Origin of the sequence: Rhodoferax sp. (assembly GCF_028688795.1) — a bacterium.
Taxonomy (GTDB): domain Bacteria; phylum Pseudomonadota; class Gammaproteobacteria; order Burkholderiales; family Burkholderiaceae_C; genus Rhodoferax.
The window spans coordinates 1-18,524 of record NZ_JAQTXM010000024.1; the positions used below are offsets into that span (position 1 = coordinate 1).

Sequence of the window (18,524 nt, forward strand, 5' to 3'; positions counted from 1 at the left end):
CACCACGCCGGTGCTGGTGCTGCGCTTTGAAGGCCACACGCCTGAAGCGTTGACACGCATCCAAACCGCCATGATGGCGCTGCTGCACCAGGTGCTGCCCGGCGCTGTCACCGACGAGGCGGCACATTGAAGGTATTGATCGTCAAGCTATCCTCGCTTGGCGACGTAGTGCACGCCATGCCCGCCGTGCAAGACATCATGGGCGCGTTGCCCGGTGCGCAGATTGACTGGGTGGTAGAGCGCGGTTTTGTGCCCCTGGCGCGGCGCTGCAATGGCGTGCACCGGGTCATTGCGAGCGACATGCGGGGTTGGCGCAAAGCGCCTTTTAGCGCCGAAACGCGCCGCGCCTGGCACCTTTTCAAGGCAGAACTTCAGCAAGACACCTACGACGCGGTGATCGATTTGCAAGGCTTGACCAAATCTGCCCTGATTTCCTGGCTGGCCCGGTTAACGGTCACAGGCAAGCGCTACGGCTTGGCCAACCAGACCGAAGGTTCCAGCTTTGAAGCCCCGGCGCGTTGGGTGGCCGATGTGGCCGTGACCCTGCCAGCACACAGCCATGCCGTGACGCGTTCGCGCGAGTTATGCGCACAGGCGCTGCATTACACCTTGCCATTTTTTATGAGTTTTGGGCTTATAGCCCATACGGATAAAGCGCAAACAGCTATTAAAAATGTAGCATTCAAGCGCGGCCTTCGTGGCATGGTGGCGCTGGTGCATGGCACCTCGCGGGCCGACAAGCAGTGGCCCCTGGCGCATTGGCGTGATCTGGCCCAGCGGCTCAATGCGCAAGGTTTTGGCGTCGCCTTGCCGCATGGCAACCCGGCCGAGGCGCAAATGTCAAAAGAGATTGCGCAAGATCTGGAACATGCCCAGATTTGGCCCGGCATGTCGCTGGACGCGTTGACCGATGCATTGGCCACCTGTGCTGGTGTGATTGGTGTCGACAGCGGCCTGAGCCACATTGCCGTGGCGCTTGACTTGCCGCATGTGCAGCTTTACAACTTCGACACCGCTTGGCGCACCGGGCCGTTGGCGGCACAAGATGCGGCACCACGCCAAATTAGTGTGTTTGCCCAGCCGACGCCGACTGTTGATGCAGTCTGGCAAGCTTGGCAAGATGTGTTGCACGCCTGATTTTTTGCCATGATCCGCGGGCTTTATTCGGCGCTCATGTGGCTGGCGCAGCCCTTGCTTAAACGCAAGCTGTTGCGCCGCAGCCAGCAAGAGCCGGGTTACGGGCAGTTCATGGACGAGCGCTTTGGCCATTTCGCCAAGCCCGTGCCTGCGCACCAAGGCCCTATGGTCTGGATTCACGCCGTGTCGCTAGGCGAGACCCGCGCGGCTGCGGTGCTGGTGGCAACACTTCGCCAACAGTTGCCTCACATGCGTTTGTTGCTCACCCACGGCACCGCCACGGGGCGCGCTGAAGGCTTGAAAATTCTAGGCGACGGCGATTTGCAAGCCTGGCAGCCTTGGGACACGCCGGGTGCCGTGCAGCGCTTTCTGACGAACTTCAAGCCCGACCTGGGCATTCTGATGGAGACGGAGGTCTGGCCAAATCTGGTGTTTGGTTGCCAGCAAATGGGCGTCCCGCTGGTGCTGGCCAATGCGCGACTCAGTGACAAATCCTTACGGCAAGCAAAGCGCCTGGCCTGGCTGGCGCGCCCGGCATTTGCGGCGTTGACGGCGGTGTGGGCGCAAACGCCATTGGACGCAGAGCGTTTGCAGTCCATGGGTGCCAAGGTGCATGGTGTGTTGGGCAACCTCAAGTTTGATGCTGCGCCTGATGCCGATCAACTGGCGCTGGGCAGGACTTGGCGCGCGCAACTGGCCCAGCCCGTGGTCATGTTCGCCAGTTCGCGTGAGGGCGAAGAACTGGCCTTGTTGCAAATTCTTAAGCATTTTGAGCCTCTAGCCCTTATGGATAAAGCGCAAGTGGCTATTAAAAAAGTAGCAACTGGGGCGCACTGGCTGATCGTGCCCCGGCACCCACAACGCTTTGACGCGGTGGCCACGTTGATCGAATCGCAAGGCTTTGCCGTGCAACGGCGCAGCAGTTGGGGACCGGACGGGCCAATGGGGTCGGTCGCCTCGGCCGCTGATGCGCCTGCGAGTCCCACGGTTCCTTTACCCGCGAGTGCGCCGCCCACCATCTGGCTGGGCGACTCATTGGGTGAGATGGCGCTGTATTACGGCTTGGCCGACGTGGCCTTGTTAGGCGGCAGTTTTGAGCCGCTGGGTGGGCAAAACCTGATTGAAGCCGCAGCCTGTGGCTGCCCTGTGGTGATGGGCCCGCACACGTTTAATTTTGCGGCAGTGGCGCAACACGCTGAGCAAGTTGGCGCCGCGCTGAGGGCGCCGCACCTTTCGGATGCCATCCGGCAGGCCGCGGAGCTAGTGACAGATGTCGAGCGATTGGCAGCGGCCCGGCAGGTGGCAGAGTCATTTGCCCGATCGCATGGGGGTGCATCGGCGCAACTGGCTGGCGCAATAAAACAAATGCTGAATAAAAAGCCTACCTGTTGTAGGGTTTAGAATTCACGTCAGGCACAAAACTTTGATCAGGATCAATCGCCATGAGTGAATTACCGCAAGATGTGGCCATGTCAAACCCAAACAAAAACAGCAAATTAAAAAATATTGCGCTGTTCTTTGCGTCACCCTTTATTGGTCTTGTGTACGCAGTCTTGCTTCCAGGCAAGGTGTTCCAGATTGCCATGCGTGAGCTGAAAGCCAACTCTAAAAGTCAGTAATTTCGCGGTTTCCACTGAACTGTGGGTTGCGTGCGTCGTCGGTGAATGACTCGGATGCAGTTCTGCCGCTTGACAACCAGAAAGCCATGCCAATGAAGAATGTCTTAAAAACAAGCAAATGGACGCTGTCGTCTGTCAAGAACAGCTTGATGGGTTTAATCCTTATCTGTCTGGCGTTCGCTTTCATGGGGTCTGCGGCACATGCAGCTGAGGCTGCGCCTGAACTTGGTTCGGAAGACAAGGCGTGTCAGAAGTGTCATGACAGCGAAGACATCAAACCTAAGGTCACCGAAGCCGGTGAATCACTTTCTTTGAGAATTTCCACCCCGGAACTCCTGGCGTCCATGCACAACGAGACCAGTTGCACGGATTGCCACGAGGATGCCGATGGCAAAGACCACGGCAAAGTGTCTGTGCCCATGAAGAGCAAGCGTGACTACAGGCTCTCATTTCAGGATGCCTGCACCACTTGTCATAAAAAGAATGTGGCTGACTTCAAAGACAGTGTGCACGCCATTCTGGTCAAGGAGGGCAGCGACAAGGCGCCTACCTGCTCTGATTGCCACAACTCCCACACGGTGCGCTCGGTCAAGCTGGTAGAGCCCATTGCCAATGTGCCGTGCGCCAATTGCCACAAAGATATTTTCAAAGCGTACTCTGGTGATGTGCATGGGCTTGAGCGCGTTGCCAAGGGCAAGTCCGCCCCCTTGTGTGCTGACTGTCATAAGTCGCATGCGATTCAGGCCGCCACGCTGGGTGACGGTATTCGAGACGCTTGCCTGAACTGCCATAAGGACGCTGCCGTCAAACATGAAGTCTGGTTGCCTAATTCCAAGCTGCATTTCCAGGCCATCGAGTGCCAGGTGTGCCACGCGCCCAACGCCCAGCGGCGCGTTAACCTGCGTATGGTAGACGGCGTGGGTGGCAAACAGCTGGTCGAGAAAAAAGGTGTGCCGCAATTTGACCGTCTGCGCAAAGCGGCCGATGGCACGGCTCAGGGCTTTGATGAAAGCGAAATGCGCAGCTTTCTCAAGGCCTTCAATCTTGAGAGTACGGGGAACAAAGCCATTCTGAGTGGCCGTCTGGAACTGCGCTCCGGGCTGGAAGCTCACCAACTCAGCACCAAAGACAAGGCACTCAAGGACTGTAAGGTTTGTCACGAAAACGGCGCTGTGCCTTTTCAGAGTGTGGTGCTCACCATGGCGGGGCCAGATGGCCGCGCGTTGCGCCAGGGTGTCGAGAAAGAGGTCTTGACGTCAGTCACCTCTTTGGGCTCGCTGCGCGGGTTTTATGCCATCGGCAGCACCCGCATCAAGTTGCTGGACTACTTGCTGGTGCTGGTGATTCTGGGTGTGTTGGTTGTACCGATTGCCCACCTGAGCGCGCATCGCTTGTTCAAGGCCAAGCGCGACAAACTGCTGGCTGAGCGGACGTCGTCATCAACTAAATAACAAGTAGCAGCCATGAAAAAAATCTACATTCATCCGCTTCCTGTGCGCATCTGGCATTGGCTCAACGCGCTGGGTTTTCTGGCGCTGATTGCCACGGGCGTGCAAATTCGCTACCTGGACATGTTTGAGTTGCTCTCATTCAGAACGGCTGTGGTGGCACACAACTACATTGGCTTCGCACTGATTGCCAATTATTTTCTGTGGTTGGGTTTTTACTTGTTTACCGACAAGATCACCGTCTACTTGCCAGAAATGAATGCCAAAAAGTATTTTGAGGATTCATGGCGGCAACTCAAATTTTATGGATATGGCATTTTTCTTGGAGAAGAGAACCCTCACCATCCCACGATCTACCATAAGTTCAACCCGTTACAAATCATGATGTACCAGATCATCATGCTGCTGTGCATGCCCATTTTGTTTGTGTCTGGTTTGTTGTTATGGGATGTTCAGCAGTTTGCAAGCCTTGTGAACATGGTCGGTGGGGTGCGCGTGGTGGCGACCGTGCATGTGATGATGTTCATCGTGTTTGTTGGTTTCTTGCTCATGCATCTGTACTTGATCACGTTAGGTCACTCGCGGTTTGCGCACATCAAGGCCATGATCACTGGTTTTGAAGAGGTTCACGACAAGGCAAAACCATAGGGGTGTTGCGTCTGATGGTATTTTTGATTGATTTAGATCAAACGATGGGCAGTTTCACGCGATGGCCCTTGACTTGATCTAGCGCAAGTCCTCCAATCACAGTCACCGTTCCAAATAGCGAATTTTCAAAGGAATTTTCAAATGTTTAAATTTTCATTGTCAGCACTGACTGCTTCTGTTTTGTTTGCACTGAGTGCAGTTGCTCCGGCTCACGCAGCCATCGACGTGGACGCAGCCAAAGCGCTCGCTAAAAGCAACGATTGCCTCAAATGTCACGCTGCGGACAAAGACAAAAAAGGCCCTTCTATGAAGAAGATTGCCGCCAAGTACAAGGGCAAGCCTGACGGGCAAGAAAAAGCCATCAAGAACATGACCGAAGGTCAAATGGTCAAACTGACCGACGGCACCGAAGAAAAACACAAGATCATCGACACCAAAGACCCGAAAGAGTTGAAAAACATTGCGGATTGGTATTTGTCGCATTAATGACTGAGTAGATCCACGCCACTTTTCATGGCGATGCGACCTTTGGATGTGAGAATTTCCAAGAGCCCGGTAAAGACATCCTCCTGGGGGCTGGTGTGGCTTATCGTTTTGGGATGCAATTTCGCCAGCCCGGGCGGCCAATCTTGATGGAAGTCAGTTGTCGACAAGTGGTGATGTAAAACGATTGGTAGAAGGTTTTACCAGTCCATTTGGCTTGCTGCAGTCAAATCCGCTGTTGTGTTGTTCCAAGGGTCAGCCGATCTTTCTGAGTCCAATTCTGAGGTTCGATTGGGTTCATTGCCCTTTCGGGCAGAGCCGCGTTCGAAAGTTCTTTTGTGTAGCGGTTGTTGATATAAATTTCGGCTTATATATCAATTCAAAAAATTTCAAATAAATTGACTGTCGCATCCCATTTGACTTTTAGGGGTATAACATTCAAGGGGCTCGTGTTGTAAAGCCCAGGTAAATTTTTGTTAATGGGTTTCTGGACAACGGATGGTGCGATGCGTAGGCATATACAGTTGAAAAGGATTGTGAAAATGAAATCTTCAATATTTCGGTGGGGTACGGCGCTGATGGCATCATTGGTCATCGTGGGTTGCGGCGGTGGCGGTGGTGGTACAGCTGTGGTGATACAGCCGCCGACTGGCACATCGGTCAACGCAGCCATCACAACAGCTGCCGCAACTGCGGTGAATGACACGGCAACAAATCCCACGGCCGCCTTTACAGTGTTGCAGGCGGCAGGTGTTCCGGCTGTCACCATCAATAGCCCACCCGTGGTGAATTTCACAGTGTTTTCTGACGGTGCCGTCAAAACCGGGCTGGTTTTGTCGAATGTGCGCTTCGCCCTAGCCAAACTGGTGCCCGGCACCAATGGCAATCCGGATGAATGGAAAAGCTACATCAGCGTGAGTAAGACCGCTGCGGCAGGCATTGGGCCTGGTGGCGCAGCCTCTCCACGTGCAGTGGCCAAGCAGGCCACCACCGACGGATCAATGTCACTTGAAGAGGTGGCTGCAGCCAATCTGGTGGGTCAGCTGACCTACAACCCAGACGGCTACTATTCCTATGCCTTCAAGACAGATATCAAGGACATCACCAAGACCAGCGGTGTGACTTATGAGCCGTCGCTGACGCATCGCGTGGCGATCCAGCTGAGTTACAAGAACGCTGCTGGCGCAACCGTTCTCGTCAATCCATACTTTGACTTCACCATTGTGGATGGCAAGGCGGTGCAAGTTGCTGCCAGCAAGACACGCAAGATGGCTGACGTGGCCTCTTGCAACAGTTGCCATGAGAAATTGGCACTGCACGGTGGCGGTCGCGTGGACACGCAATATTGTGTGATGTGCCACAACCCTGGCACGGTGGACCCTGAAAGCGGTAACAGCCTTGACATGGCCAGCATGACGCACAGCATTCACGCGGGTCGCAGAATCAAGGCAAGCACAGGTGATGACTACACCATTTGGGGTTACGGCAACGCAAAGCACGATTACGCTGAAGTCGGCTTCCCACAAGACCTGCGTAACTGCACCAAGTGCCATTCAGGCGCTAATCCAGCCACACCGCAGGGTGACAACTGGAAAACTGCCGTCAGTACAAAGGCTTGCCTGACCTGCCATACACCCAAAGCCGGCGGCGCATGGGAAACCACGCACAAGGTTTATGCGGGCACATTGGTGGGCGCTGGCGCAGCTGCCTCTAGCTTGACCAATGCACAATGCGTGACTTGCCACAAGGCTGGGTCCAACATCTCTCCTGAAGTCGTGCATTGGAACCAGAATGAAGAAAATTCTGCCAAGTACAAGATGAACATCGAGAGTGCGACTTATGACGCAGCAACCCGCAAAGTCACTGTCAAGTATTTCCTGGCTGACACAACCAATGGTAATGCGGCACACAATTTGGTGACAACTGATTGCACAGCCGGCCCCACGTGTGCCACCACGACCAAGTTTGGTAACCTGCGTTTCTACGTGGCTTACCAATCCATGGTCGGGCAGACAACGGCCGTGACAGATTTCTCGTCGTACAACAACGGTGGCAGCGGAGCCAACCAGTATGCTTACAAGGGCACTAACGATGGCACCAACCATTACACGGTCGACATCGCGTTGCCTGCGGACACTGCCACGTCAGTCGCCACCGGAACTGCACGTGTACTGAGCATTGGACAAGTCAAAGAGCCACAGTTGATTCTTAAATCGATTGATCCACGCCCAGCAGTCGTACCTGCTGCACTGGTGAATGTGGTTGTGCAAAACACCCACAAGGATGTGGTCTTGACAGGCGTCATGAATCCGCGCCGTCAAGTGGTGTCTAACGACAAGTGCAATGCGTGCCATGGTTCGCTCGGGTCTACATCAGGTTCCAATACGCTTGCAGAGGCTTTCCACTCTGGCGCTCGCAACACGGTTGAAGCTTGTTCTTTGTGTCACGATGCAAATCGTGCCTCATCGACGGTCATGACCAATGGGTTGGCAATGAATGAGTCGTACCAGTTCAACCGCATGATTCACGGCATTCACGGCAACTCGAAGCGCGTCAGTCCGTTTACACATGGCAACAAGGTGGTGGCCGCATTCTGTAACCCAACCGGCACCACCGTGGCGGCCATCGATTTGTGCAAGACAAACGCACCCTTGGGAATTGTTGCGGGCTTGGAGAACTACGCTGCCGAGGTTGCTTATCCAGGTGTTGGCCTGAACTGCAACGCTTGTCACGTGAACAACTCGTACAAGAATGATCAGGGAACCTTGGGTGCTGTCGTCCTTAAGGGGCCTGCGACTGTGTCTGCCGCGGGTGCTTTGACGGTAACTGCCGATACAAATCCGAGTAACTGGCTGGTGATTTCACCAAAAGCTGCCAGCTGCACGGCTTGCCACGACTCCAGCGCCGCCATTGGCCACGTGACAGCATTCGGCGGTTCATCGTTCGGCAATCTGAAGCAAGGTGCAGTCGCAGGTCTGACGGGTTCTGCCGCCGCACCTCGCGAGACATGCAACGACTGCCACGCCAGCGGTGGTTTCAAAGGCGTTGACATCGTCCACGGCCAGCAATAGTCGCTGCAACGGTTAGAGCAAGCGGGAGGGTTTTCACGGGCCCTCCCGTTTTTTCATGACCAATGGCAAAGTGTCGTAGTGGAAATTTTCAAAATCGGACCTGCAGGGGAATTGGGATGCGTATTAAAGATGCCTTGGTTTTTGTCAGTGTTTGCCTTTTCGGCGCACTGGGTGTGGCGGGGGCAGCGGAGCCTGAACCGACAGGTGCGGCGTTTTGCGTCACCTGCCATGACTCCGAAGACCTGACAGACATGAGTCGGTCAGCACACGGCTTTGTCGCCGACAAGCGCGCGCCTGACTGCATCAGTTGCCATGGACCCAGCACGAAGCACGCATACGACAAGACGGGTTCTAGCCCGTTGCCCAAAGTTGATGTGTCCTTTGGCAAAGTCTTTGGCAAGCTCAGTACCAATGATGCGCATACCCGCAGCCAGGCTTGCCAGAGCTGCCATGACAAAGACCACAAGCGTGCGCTTTGGTCTGGTAGCCAACACGAGGCAGCCAATGTTGCTTGTGATAGTTGTCATAAAACACACGTCAACAAGGACAAAGTGATGACCAAAGCCGGTCAAACCGAGGTGTGCTACAGCTGCCATGCCGAGACGCGCAGTCAATTGGCCAAACCATCGCATCACCCTATCCCTGAAGGCAAGATGGCGTGTTCTGATTGCCACAACACGCATGGCTCTGCTGGCCCCAAGCTGATGAAGCGTGACAGCATCAACGACACCTGCTACACCTGCCATGCTGAAAAGCGCGGTCCGTTTGTGCAGCAGCATGCACCAGTGGCCGAGAATTGCGCCAGCTGCCATAACTCGCATGGCAGTGTGGTCGCCGGTATGCTCACAGCGCGGCCCCCTGTGCTCTGCCAGCAATGCCACACACCTCACGTCTCAGGTGCCGTGGGCGCGTTGGGCGGACAAAGTGGTGTGTTTGGACCGGCCGCTGCCGGCCAGGCGATTCCCCAGATCACCAACATGACAAACGGAAAAAATGTGATCAACATGTGGCAAGGACGCAGTTGCATGAACTGCCACACGCAGGTTCATGGTTCCAACAGCCCGTCCATCTCCAACCCATTGATGCGCTGAAGCACGGAGACACATCATGACCAAGCCAATTTCATTGATCCAATTTCAACGGTCTGCACTCGCCTTGGCGGTCTGTGCAGCATTTTTGCCGGCACAGGCGCAGTCCGACTTTGTCGAGACCACCATTTCGGCCGGTGTCGGAGTGGTCGACGGTTCGCGCAGTGACCGCGCCTTGTTTGACCAATACAGCGGCCTGCCAAAAGACCGCAGTGTGGCCGGTATGCTGGGCATAGATTACAGCCTGCGCAAGGAAGACACTGCCACCTGGGTGGAACTGCACGGCTCTGACCTACTAGGAGACACGCGTGAATTGAACCTGGTCTGGAAGAAGGCGGGTGACTGGAAGTTCACCGCAGACTACAGCGGCCTGGTTCACAATGACCTTCATGAAGTGAATACCGGCCTGATCAACCCGGGCTCTGCGATGCCGACGGTTGCGGCATTGACGGGCGGCGCAGGGACCGGTGCCATTTTTGATTTGCAGACCAAGCGTAGCCAAATGGGCGTGGGCTACACCAAAATCATCAACCCACGGATGCAGTGGTCGGTCAACCTGAAAAGCGAAAACAAGACAGGCTCACGGCTTTTTGGCATCGGCATGAACTGCCCCACAGCTTACGACCCTGCTTGCCTGGGCACCACCGGCATCAGTGTGGGTTGGGCCACCCTGATGTTGCCTGAACCGATTGACTCAAACCACAGTCAGATCGATGCGCGGCTGAGTTATGCGCTGGAAAAGCTGCGTTTGAGCGTGGGGTATTACGGTTCGTTCTATCGCAACGCCAACTCGGCCATGTACCCCAATGTGGCGGGCAATTTGTACAACCCGGTGGGCTCTCTTTTTCCGGCAAGCCCTGGTTTGCTTGGGTATCTGAACCAGGCGGTGTCTTTGCCGCCAGACAGTCAGGCACATCAACTGGACCTGACCGGCAACTATGCCTTTACAGATAAGACGCGCGGCACATTCAAGCTTGCCTACGCCACGGCCACACAGGATGACCAATTTGCTGGGGTGAGTCGCACGGGCTTGACGAGTTTGGGTGGGCGCGCGAACACCGCGCTTGTACAATTTGGCGTCACGTCCCGCCCCATCCCAAAACTGGCGCTGTCGGCAGACGTTCGGTATTTCAACAAGGAAGACGACACCCCCATTGCTGCTTACAACATCGCAGGGGTCACGCCTTATACGAATCAAAACCTTTCCAGCCGAAAGACCAACGCTAAATTGCAGGCAAGTTGGCAGTTCAACAGCGACTACCGGGGTACTTTGGGCGCTGACTACGAGTTGATTGACCGCGCTGCATTCACAGCTACAAGCGCCGCTGCAGGCATCACAGCACTGCGCGAAAACACTGACGAAACCGGCCTGCGGGCCGAACTGCGTCGCCGCATGTCGGACACTTTGAGTGGTGCCGTCAGTGTCTCAAGCAGTCGACGAAGTGGTTCTGCCTGGCTCAAAGACAACAGTGGTTTGGGCGTGTCGCCAGTGTCAGACTTTGCTGACCCGGCGATTGTCAATGGCATCTTCATGCCGACTCTGGCAGATCGTCAGCGCGACAAGGTCAAAATCTATGCGGATTGGATGCCCACAAAAGACTGGTCAGTTCAGTTCAGCGCGGAAGATGGCACCGATAAGTACAGTTCGCCAAGTGTCTATGGCTTGCGCGATGCCGGTTTGAATCAATTTTCTGTGGATTGGTCATACGCGGTTTCCTTCAGGTTGCAACTGAATGGCTATGCGTCCACGGGGACGCAAAGCTTCAACCAGTCGCGCCAAGCGGGTTATGTCACGGCGTTTGATAACCGCAACACCAGCTTTGGGGTGGGTTTTGCCGCCAAGCCAACCGGTCAACTCGAATTGGGTGGCGGTTTGTCTTATGTGGACGATGTCAGTAAATATGCCCAAACCCTCAATACCTCAGCGGATGCGTACACCATTGCGTCGCTGGCGGCCAGTGGTGGGCTGCCGGACATCATGTTCAGGCAAACTGCCTTGAAATTGTTCGGCAAATACGCGCTCGACAAGAAGTCCGCCGTACGTGTTGATTTTGTTCATCAAAAATCAACTTACAACGACTGGGCCTGGGGTTACAACGGGGTGCCCTACACCTATTCCGATGGCACAACTCTGGGTCAAAAAACAGATCAAAGCGTGAATTTCATTGGTATTACTTACGTTTACCAACTGCCATGAAAAACTGATTTTTCGTGTTTGGCACTGCGATGGGCCAGCCGCTCGCAGTGCAAAGGCAGCTTATTTGGCTAGAACGGCGTTGATCGTTGCCAAGTCGTCGGCAGCCAATGAACCACTGGCTTGACGCAGCTTCAAGCGGGCCAGCAATAAGTCGTAGCGCGCTTTGGCCAGTTTGGCCTTGGTGTCGAACAGCGCGGTTTGGGCGTTCAGCACATCAATGTTGATGCGTACACCCACCTGATAGCCGAGTTTGGTGGCATCTAGCGCACTTTGGCTTGAGGCCTCAGCGGCTTCCAGCGCCTTGACTTGACTTAAAAGCGAATCCACACCAAAAAATGCGGTGCGCGTGGCTTGCGCGACGCTGCGGCTTGCGGCATCCAGGTCGCTGCGGGCCTTGTCTTCCAGGGCCAGCGTTTCCTTGATACGATTCTGCGTAGCGAAGCCAGCAAACAGAGGCAGGTTAAAACTCAACCCGACCGAAGCCGCATTCGCGCGGTAGTCCAGTGCGGAACTTGTCGATCCATTGTTTTGGGTGACGTTATAGCTGCCAACCAAATCCAGCGTGGGCTTGTGGCCGGCCTGGGCTTTTTGGGTTTCGAGTTTGGCCACTTCCAACCCCAGTTTGGCTTGACGCACAGCCGGGTTTAATTCTTCGGATTGCGTGACCCAGAGGTTCACATCGTCTGGCGTGATGGGCGCTATCACCAGCGGTACCAGCAATGGCCTGGGAGTCGCCATGTTTTTGCCAGTGAGCTGATCTAGGGCAATTTTCTTCACGCGTAAGTCGTTTTCAACCGCAATTTCCTGCGCCACTGTCAGGTCAAAGCGGGCCTGGGCCTCACGCGTGTCTGTGATGGTTGAGGTGCCGACTTCAAACGTGCGTTTGGCGGATGCCAGTTGCTCAGACACGGCAGATTTTTGGGCTTTGACAAAGTTCAGATTGTCCTCTGCGGCCAATACGTCAAAATAGGCTTGGCTCACACGGAGGATCAGGTCTTGGTCAGCTATCCGCAATTGCGCTTGTGCAAGATCGACCGATTTTTTACCTTGCTCGGCAGTCGCCCAGTTGGCAGGACGGTACAGCGGCTGACTTGCGCTAAGGGTGGCGCCTTGGTTGCCGTAGGTACGCTCAAACGTTGCCACATCACTGGTGATGTTGGTGCGGTTCACGCCCATAGCCAATCCGACATTGGGTAACAAGCCGGCTTTCGCCTGCTCGGCCTTGTAAACATTGGCGTCATACAAGGATTTGGCCGACTGGTAACTGGCATCGAAGCTGCGAGCAGCGTCATACAACTCCACCAGACTTTGGGCCTGCGCGGGCAGCGTAAAGGCGGCAGTGAGGGCCAGAGCAAGGGGAAGTTGACGCAAGTTCATCATGATGTGCCTGAGGTAATTTGCCAAAAAGGAGGTGGGCAGGGGGCGCGATTGTCGTGCGCTGAATTAGTAGCGTGGCACGCTCGGGTCAACTTCAGAAGACCAGGCGTTGATACCACCTGCCACATTCGCCACATGTTTGAAGCCACGTGCCTTCAGAAAATTAGCCACTTGCATGCTGCGACCACCGTGATGGCACAAGCAGGCCACGGGCTGATTGGGGTCAAGCTCATTCAGGCGAGGCGGAATCACGCCCATCGGGATGGTAATGAGCTCAAACCCATCGGCCTTGATGCTGGCGGTGCGCAACTCATGGGGTTCGCGCACGTCGAGCACCACAGGGTTGCCATGGCCACGAACGGCCTCTAACCAGTCTTTGAGTTGAATGGGGCGAACGTGTTTAACCATGTTTAAAACTTGAAGGCGTTGGGTTGGGGAAAGTTGACCAAACGTGGGGCGTTGTCGTCCCACTTGTCGGTAGCTGTGAAATTGGTTTCGCTAGTGCGGGTGATGGTCTGGGCGTGCATGATGGGCTCTTCGCCCACGATGGCTACCAGGCGGCCGCCCACTTTGAGTTGCGACAGCAGTGCCTGCGGCACCTCAAAGACTGAGCCGCCGAGCACAATCACGTCAAACGGTGCGTCAGCCGGGGCGCCCTTACTGCCATCAGCTTGACGTACTTCGGCGTTGTGGATGCCCTCGCGTTGCAGGTTGGCACGGGCCATGTCGGCAATCTCGGGGTTGATCTCCAGCGAGATGACACGTTGGGCCTGGTGCGCCAGAAGTGCCGTCATGTAGCCGGAACCAGTGCCGATCTCCAGCACTTTGTCGGTGGGGCTGACGGCGGCATCTTGCATCAGCCGTGCTTGCACCCGTGGGGGCAACATGCTTTGGCCACCTGGCAGGGCTACGGCCATGTCGGCGAAAGCCAGAGATTTTTGTGCCAGCGGCATAAATTCTTCGCGTTTCACGGTGGCCAGCAGGTCCAGCACCGCAGCATCAGACACATCCCACGGACGAATCTGTTGCTCGATCATGTAAAAGCGGGCTTGTTCAATGTTTGACAAATTCATATGAGTACTCCGGGGGGTATGTTAATGCAATCTTTTTTGATTTTAGCGGGCAGGCTCGTCAATAGCCTTGCTGGACGCCGGAGATACAGCGGGTTTACGCCAAAATTTGGCCAGCCATTGCGCCAAATCATCCAAGTAGCAGTAGACCACGGGCACCACCACCAGTGTCAGCAATGACGAGGTGATGACGCCGCCAATCACGGCTTGGCCCATGGGGGCGCGCATCTCGGACCCTTCAGACAGCGCAAAGGCCAGCGGCACCATGCCGAAAATCATTGCCAGGGTGGTCATCAGGATCGGGCGCAGCCGCACGCGGGCCGCCATCAGCAGGGCATCGTGGCGACCCATACCCGCAATTGGCTGGCCAGCAGCACCCATAGAGGGCTCGCGGGCGCGAATGGCAAAGTCGACCAGCAAAATGGCGTTTTTGGTCACCAGGCCCATCAACATCACAACGCCAATCACAGAGAACATTGACAGCGTCGAGTTGAACAGCATCAGCGCCAGCACCACCCCAATCAGGGTCAACGGCAGCGCAGTCATCAGTGCCAGGGGTTGCAGAAAGCTCTTGAACTGGCTGGCCAACACCATGTAGATGAAGATCACCGCCATCGCCAGAGCCGAGAGTGCGTAGCCAAAAGCTTCAGCCATGTCTTTCACCGAACCACTGAATTTGTAGCTGTAACCTGGCGGCATGGCAATGCTGTCCATGGCGGTCCTGATGTCGGCAGACACCTCACCGGCAGAGCGACCCGACACATTGCCGGTGATGGCCACTTCGCGTGTCAGGTCACGTCTGTTGATCTGGTTGCTGCCGGTGGACTCAAGCACGGTGGCCACCTGGTCGAGCCGAACTACACGGGCGCTGCCGTCGGCCTGCTGAACCACCGTGAAGGGCAGGGCGTTCAAGTCTTCGGGCTGGTTGCGCGATTGGGGTGACAGGCGCACGTTCACGTCGTAGGTCTGGTCATCTGGCGCACGCCAGTTGCCTACGGTTTGGCCCGCGACCAGGATGCGCAAGGCAGTGCCAATTTGCGCCACACTCAAGCCCAGATCGGAGGCGATGTCGCGCTTGACTTGCACGTCCAGCGTGGGCTTGTCAGGTTTCAGGCTGGAGTCCACATCCACCAAACCAGGCACAGCGCGAATTTTTTCCAGCGCCAGCGTGTTCAAGCGCGACAGTTCACCCATGTCCGCGCCCTGGATCGAGAAAGAAATCTGCTTTTGTCCTCCCACCGGGTCCAGCAACCCGACGTGGGTCACGGTGATGCCTGGCACCTCGCGCAGGCGCTGGCGCAGCACGGTGGACATGTCGTCCACCCCCCGCGTGCGTTGCTTGCGATCCACCAGTCGGATGTAAATGCTGGCGTACATCTTGCCCTGCGCGTTGCCGGTGTTGATGGTGGTCAGGGTGTAGTTGACTTCAGGGAAGGACCGCAGAATACCTTCCACTTGCCGGGCACGTGCCTCAGTGACTTCCAGCGAGGAGCCAACCGGCGTGTTGAAGGTGAGGTTGGTTTCAGAAAAATCCGACTTGGGCACAAACTCGGTGCCCAAAAGCGGCACCATGAAAATGCTGCTGACAAAGACGACCAGCGCCAGCACCACGGTGCTGAGCTTGTGCTCAAGCGCCCAGCGCAGGATGTTTTGGTACACATCGACCAGCGCGTCGGTGCCGAAGTCAAACAGGGCGGTGACGCGGCCAATGGTTTTGTCGTACCAGTTTCGGGGTGCATGATGCTTGCCATGGGCTTCAATGCTGGGGTCGTGCCAGATGCTTGAGAGCATGGGGTCGAGCGTGAAGCTGACAAACATCGAGATCAACACCGCCGCCACAATCGTCAGGCCGAATTCGTGGAAAAACTTGCCGATGATGCCGCCCATGAAGCCAATAGGCAAAAACACCGCCACGATTGACAGCGTGGTTGCAAACACCGCCAGGCCAATTTCACGCGTGCCGTCCATCGCCGCATCAAACGTGCCTTTGCCCATTTGCACGTGGCGCACAATGTTTTCACGCACCACGATCGCATCGTCAATCAGCAGTCCCACGCACAAACTCAGCGCCATCATGGTGATCATGTTGATGGTGAAACCCAACAGGTTCATGAAGAAGAAAGTGCCAATCAGGGCAATCGGCAACGTCAGGCCGGTAATCACCGTTGAGCGCCACGAGTTCAAGAACAAAAACACAATAAGCACAGTGAGCAGAGCGCCTTCAAACAAGGTTTGTCGCACATTGGCCACCGACACGCGGATTTGCCGTGAGCCATCGGTGATTTGCGCCAGCTTGACACCCGGCGGGAGCTGTTTCTGCAACTCGACCAGTGTTTTGTTGAGCCCATCCACCACGGCGATGGTGTTTTCATCTTGCGACTTTTGAATGTTTAAAAGCAGCGTGCGCTGGCCGTTGTAAAGCGCCAGGCTCTCAATTTCTTGCGCCCCGTCACTGATCTGGGCCACCTGGTCAACCCTCACGGGCGCACCATTTTTGCGGGTGATGATGATGCGGCCAAAGTCCTCCGGGCGCTGCACACGGGCGGCAATCTGGATCACCCGGTCTTGGCGTATTGAGCGGATGCTGCCCACCGGGTAGTCCTGATTTTCGTTGCGCACGGCGCCGGCCACTTGCTCCGGTGTGATGCCAAACGCCGCTAGCGCCTGCGGGTTCAGGTAAATATTGATCTCGCGCTTGTTGCCGCCAACCAACGCCACTGAGCCGACACCGCGCACGTTTTCCAAGCGCTTTTTCAGCGTTTGCTCGGCCCAGTTGGTAAGCTCCACCGCGTTCAGCGCCTGACCCGCGCTGGCATCGGGCAGCACAGCCACCGACCAGATGGCGCGGCTCGATGGGTCAAAACGCATCACGCGCGGCTCTTTGACCTCAGTGCGCAGGGTGGGGCGGATCGCGGCCACTTTTTCACGTACGTCGTCGGCGGCTTTACGCCCATCAATGTGCAGACCAAATTCGATGATCACCACCGACTGGCCTTCATACGAGCGCGAGGTCAAGGCGTTGATGCCGGCGATTGAATTCACACCTTCTTCGATTTTCTTGGTGACTTCACTCTCAATGATCTCGGGCGAGGCACCGGGGTAGTCGGTGCTGATCACCACCACCGGAAAGTCGACATTGGGAAACTGGTCGACCTGCAGTCGCTGCATTGAAAACAGCCCCAACACCACCAGGGCCAGCATGACCATGGTGGCAAACACCGGGTTGTTCAGGCTGACGCGGGTAAACCACATCTACTTGGTTCCTGGTGCAGGCGCTGCAGTTGTTACCAATGTGCCCGCGCGCAGGCTGCCCACAGCGCCGTCAATGACCACGCTGCCTTCAGGCACGCCCGTCACGGCCACCATGGCCACACCGGCCAGTTCGCCGCGTGCGCCCAGTGTCACGTTCACATGCTGCACCTGTTTCTGGCTGATCAATTGGACGTACGGCTGGGGTTTGTCAGTGCGCACGGCGCTCAAGGGCAGCGCCAGGGCCTTGACGTTGCCGATGTTCAGTTCGCCCTGAGCGAACAAGCCGTGGCGCAGATTGGTACTGGGTGCGAGCGCCAGATAGACCAGCACGGCGCGACTGCCCACCACCGCGCTGGGGTTGATTCGCACCACCTTGGCTTGAAGGGCCTGCGCCGTGCCGTCAAGTTGCAATTGGGCGCTTTGCCCTACTTTGACTTGCAGCGAGTCGGCGGCGTTCAGGCTGGCTTCCAGTTCGAGTTGGCGGTTGTCGACAATTTCCACAACACGCGCCTCAACCGCCACCCGCTCACCGGTTTGTGCCAGACGCTGGGAAATCTGGCCTGTGATGGGTGCGCGCAGCACGGTGTCATCCAGCGCCTTGGCGGCCAGGTCGGCACCTGATTGTGCGGCGGCATAGTTGGCCTGGGCACTTGCCAGATTGGCTTGTGATGATTCAAGCGCCGTGCTGGAGATAAAACCCTGCGTCACCAAAGCGCGGTTGTTGTCAAAACTGCGTTGGGCAATATCGACCTGGGCCTTGGCAGCAGCCGCTTGCTGGCGCGCTTGACGCACCCGGGCGTCTGACTCGGTCGGGTCAATGCGGGCCAGCACCTGCCCGGCGCGCACGCTGTCGCCCTCACGCACCGTCAAATCACGTAACTCGCCGGGCACCCGGGCTTTGACCCAGGCGGTGTTGACCGCTCTGATGGGGCCTGAGATGGCCACGTTTTGCGTCAGCTCAAGTGCCTTGACCTGGACCAGATCGGCAACGGCCAAATCAATGCTGACTTGTATTTTTTGGGCGGCTTGTTGCGCCTCAAGCGCGCTTTGACGGGCTTTGCGGGCGGACAGGGTACGCACAGTGCCTGCTGCCAACAGGGTAAGCACCAAGCCTATGGCAGCCCATTTCATCCA

At 56.4% G+C, this 18,524-nt stretch carries 14 protein-coding genes; 9 read left to right on the forward strand and 5 right to left on the reverse strand.

Annotated elements, in window-relative coordinates; genetic code table 11:
• Positions 1 to 126: 126 nt before the first annotated feature.
• The 9 genes from waaC (at position 127) to PHQ58_RS16555 (ending at position 11,691) form a co-directional block, all read left to right on the forward strand.
• Positions 127 to 1,137 (forward strand): lipopolysaccharide heptosyltransferase I, encoded by a 1,011-nt coding sequence (gene waaC, locus PHQ58_RS16515; protein ID WP_300112865.1) that lies wholly within the window; start codon positions 127 to 129, stop codon positions 1,135 to 1,137.
• A gap of 9 nt (positions 1,138 to 1,146) precedes the next feature.
• Positions 1,147 to 2,538 carry a 3-deoxy-D-manno-octulosonic acid transferase gene (locus tag PHQ58_RS16520; RefSeq protein ID WP_300112868.1) on the forward strand — a complete coding sequence of 464 codons (1,392 nt, stop codon included), beginning with the start codon at positions 1,147 to 1,149 and terminating at the stop codon, positions 2,536 to 2,538.
• 41 nt (positions 2,539 to 2,579) lie between these two features.
• A complete protein-coding gene (locus PHQ58_RS16525; RefSeq protein ID WP_300112870.1) occupies positions 2,580 to 2,756 on the forward strand; it encodes a hypothetical protein in 177 nt (58 codons plus the stop codon).
• Positions 2,757 to 2,905: 149 nt separating this feature from the next.
• Positions 2,906 to 4,207, forward strand: coding sequence for a cytochrome c3 family protein (locus PHQ58_RS16530; protein WP_300112872.1), 1,302 nt, complete (start codon positions 2,906 to 2,908; stop codon positions 4,205 to 4,207).
• A 12-nt stretch (positions 4,208 to 4,219) separates the two neighbouring features.
• Complete coding sequence (locus PHQ58_RS16535; RefSeq protein ID WP_300112874.1) at positions 4,220 to 4,852, forward strand: cytochrome b/b6 domain-containing protein; 633 nt, start codon at positions 4,220 to 4,222, stop codon at positions 4,850 to 4,852.
• Positions 4,853 to 4,993: 141 nt separating this feature from the next.
• Positions 4,994 to 5,338 (forward strand): c-type cytochrome, encoded by a 345-nt coding sequence (locus PHQ58_RS16540; RefSeq protein ID WP_300112876.1) that lies wholly within the window; start codon positions 4,994 to 4,996, stop codon positions 5,336 to 5,338.
• A 539-nt stretch (positions 5,339 to 5,877) separates the two neighbouring features.
• Positions 5,878 to 8,406 (forward strand): OmcA/MtrC family decaheme c-type cytochrome, encoded by a 2,529-nt coding sequence (locus PHQ58_RS16545; protein ID WP_300112879.1) that lies wholly within the window; start codon positions 5,878 to 5,880, stop codon positions 8,404 to 8,406.
• A gap of 116 nt (positions 8,407 to 8,522) precedes the next feature.
• Entirely contained in the window at positions 8,523 to 9,497 is a 975-nt protein-coding gene (locus PHQ58_RS16550) for a DmsE family decaheme c-type cytochrome (protein WP_300112882.1), read from the forward strand.
• 16 nt (positions 9,498 to 9,513) lie between these two features.
• Complete coding sequence (locus PHQ58_RS16555) at positions 9,514 to 11,691, forward strand: MtrB/PioB family decaheme-associated outer membrane protein (protein WP_300112884.1); 2,178 nt, start codon at positions 9,514 to 9,516, stop codon at positions 11,689 to 11,691.
• A gap of 60 nt (positions 11,692 to 11,751) precedes the next feature.
• On the opposite strand, the gene PHQ58_RS16560 is transcribed toward PHQ58_RS16555, so the two are convergent.
• The 5 genes from PHQ58_RS16560 to PHQ58_RS16580 form a co-directional block, all read right to left on the reverse strand.
• Positions 11,752 to 13,071 (reverse strand): TolC family outer membrane protein, encoded by a 1,320-nt coding sequence (locus PHQ58_RS16560; RefSeq protein WP_300113060.1) that lies wholly within the window; start codon positions 13,069 to 13,071, stop codon positions 11,752 to 11,754.
• Between the two features lie 63 nt (positions 13,072 to 13,134).
• Entirely contained in the window at positions 13,135 to 13,476 is a 342-nt protein-coding gene (locus tag PHQ58_RS16565; RefSeq protein ID WP_300112887.1) for a rhodanese-like domain-containing protein, read from the reverse strand.
• Positions 13,477 to 13,478: 2 nt separating this feature from the next.
• Positions 13,479 to 14,141, reverse strand: coding sequence for a protein-L-isoaspartate O-methyltransferase (locus tag PHQ58_RS16570; protein ID WP_300112891.1), 663 nt, complete (start codon positions 14,139 to 14,141; stop codon positions 13,479 to 13,481).
• A gap of 42 nt (positions 14,142 to 14,183) precedes the next feature.
• The gene (locus PHQ58_RS16575; RefSeq protein WP_300112893.1) at positions 14,184 to 17,390 is read right to left on the reverse strand and encodes an efflux RND transporter permease subunit; all 3,207 of its coding nucleotides are present in this window, start codon (positions 17,388 to 17,390) and stop codon (positions 14,184 to 14,186) included.
• Positions 17,391 to 18,521: an efflux RND transporter periplasmic adaptor subunit gene (locus tag PHQ58_RS16580; protein WP_300112895.1), complete on the reverse strand. Its 1,131-nt coding sequence runs from the start codon at positions 18,519 to 18,521 to the stop codon at positions 17,391 to 17,393.
• Positions 18,522 to 18,524 lie beyond the last annotated feature (3 nt).

Coding starts and splice junctions, on each gene's coding strand:
- PHQ58_RS16520 (WP_300112868.1), top strand. CDS start 1,147: ATGATCCGCGGGCTTTATTCGGCGCTCATGTGGCTGGCGCAGCCCTTG.
- PHQ58_RS16525 (WP_300112870.1), top strand. CDS start 2,580: ATGAGTGAATTACCGCAAGATGTGGCCATGTCAAACCCAAACAAAAAC.
- PHQ58_RS16530 (WP_300112872.1), top strand. CDS start 2,906: ATGGGTTTAATCCTTATCTGTCTGGCGTTCGCTTTCATGGGGTCTGCG.
- PHQ58_RS16535 (WP_300112874.1), top strand. CDS start 4,220: ATGAAAAAAATCTACATTCATCCGCTTCCTGTGCGCATCTGGCATTGG.
- PHQ58_RS16540 (WP_300112876.1), top strand. CDS start 4,994: ATGTTTAAATTTTCATTGTCAGCACTGACTGCTTCTGTTTTGTTTGCA.
- PHQ58_RS16545 (WP_300112879.1), top strand. CDS start 5,878: ATGAAATCTTCAATATTTCGGTGGGGTACGGCGCTGATGGCATCATTG.
- PHQ58_RS16550 (WP_300112882.1), top strand. CDS start 8,523: ATGCGTATTAAAGATGCCTTGGTTTTTGTCAGTGTTTGCCTTTTCGGC.
- PHQ58_RS16555 (WP_300112884.1), top strand. CDS start 9,514: ATGACCAAGCCAATTTCATTGATCCAATTTCAACGGTCTGCACTCGCC.
- PHQ58_RS16560 (WP_300113060.1), bottom strand. CDS start 13,071: ATGATGAACTTGCGTCAACTTCCCCTTGCTCTGGCCCTCACTGCCGCC.
- PHQ58_RS16565 (WP_300112887.1), bottom strand. CDS start 13,476: ATGGTTAAACACGTTCGCCCCATTCAACTCAAAGACTGGTTAGAGGCC.
- PHQ58_RS16570 (WP_300112891.1), bottom strand. CDS start 14,141: ATGAATTTGTCAAACATTGAACAAGCCCGCTTTTACATGATCGAGCAA.
- PHQ58_RS16575 (WP_300112893.1), bottom strand. CDS start 17,390: ATGTGGTTTACCCGCGTCAGCCTGAACAACCCGGTGTTTGCCACCATG.
- PHQ58_RS16580 (WP_300112895.1), bottom strand. CDS start 18,521: ATGAAATGGGCTGCCATAGGCTTGGTGCTTACCCTGTTGGCAGCAGGC.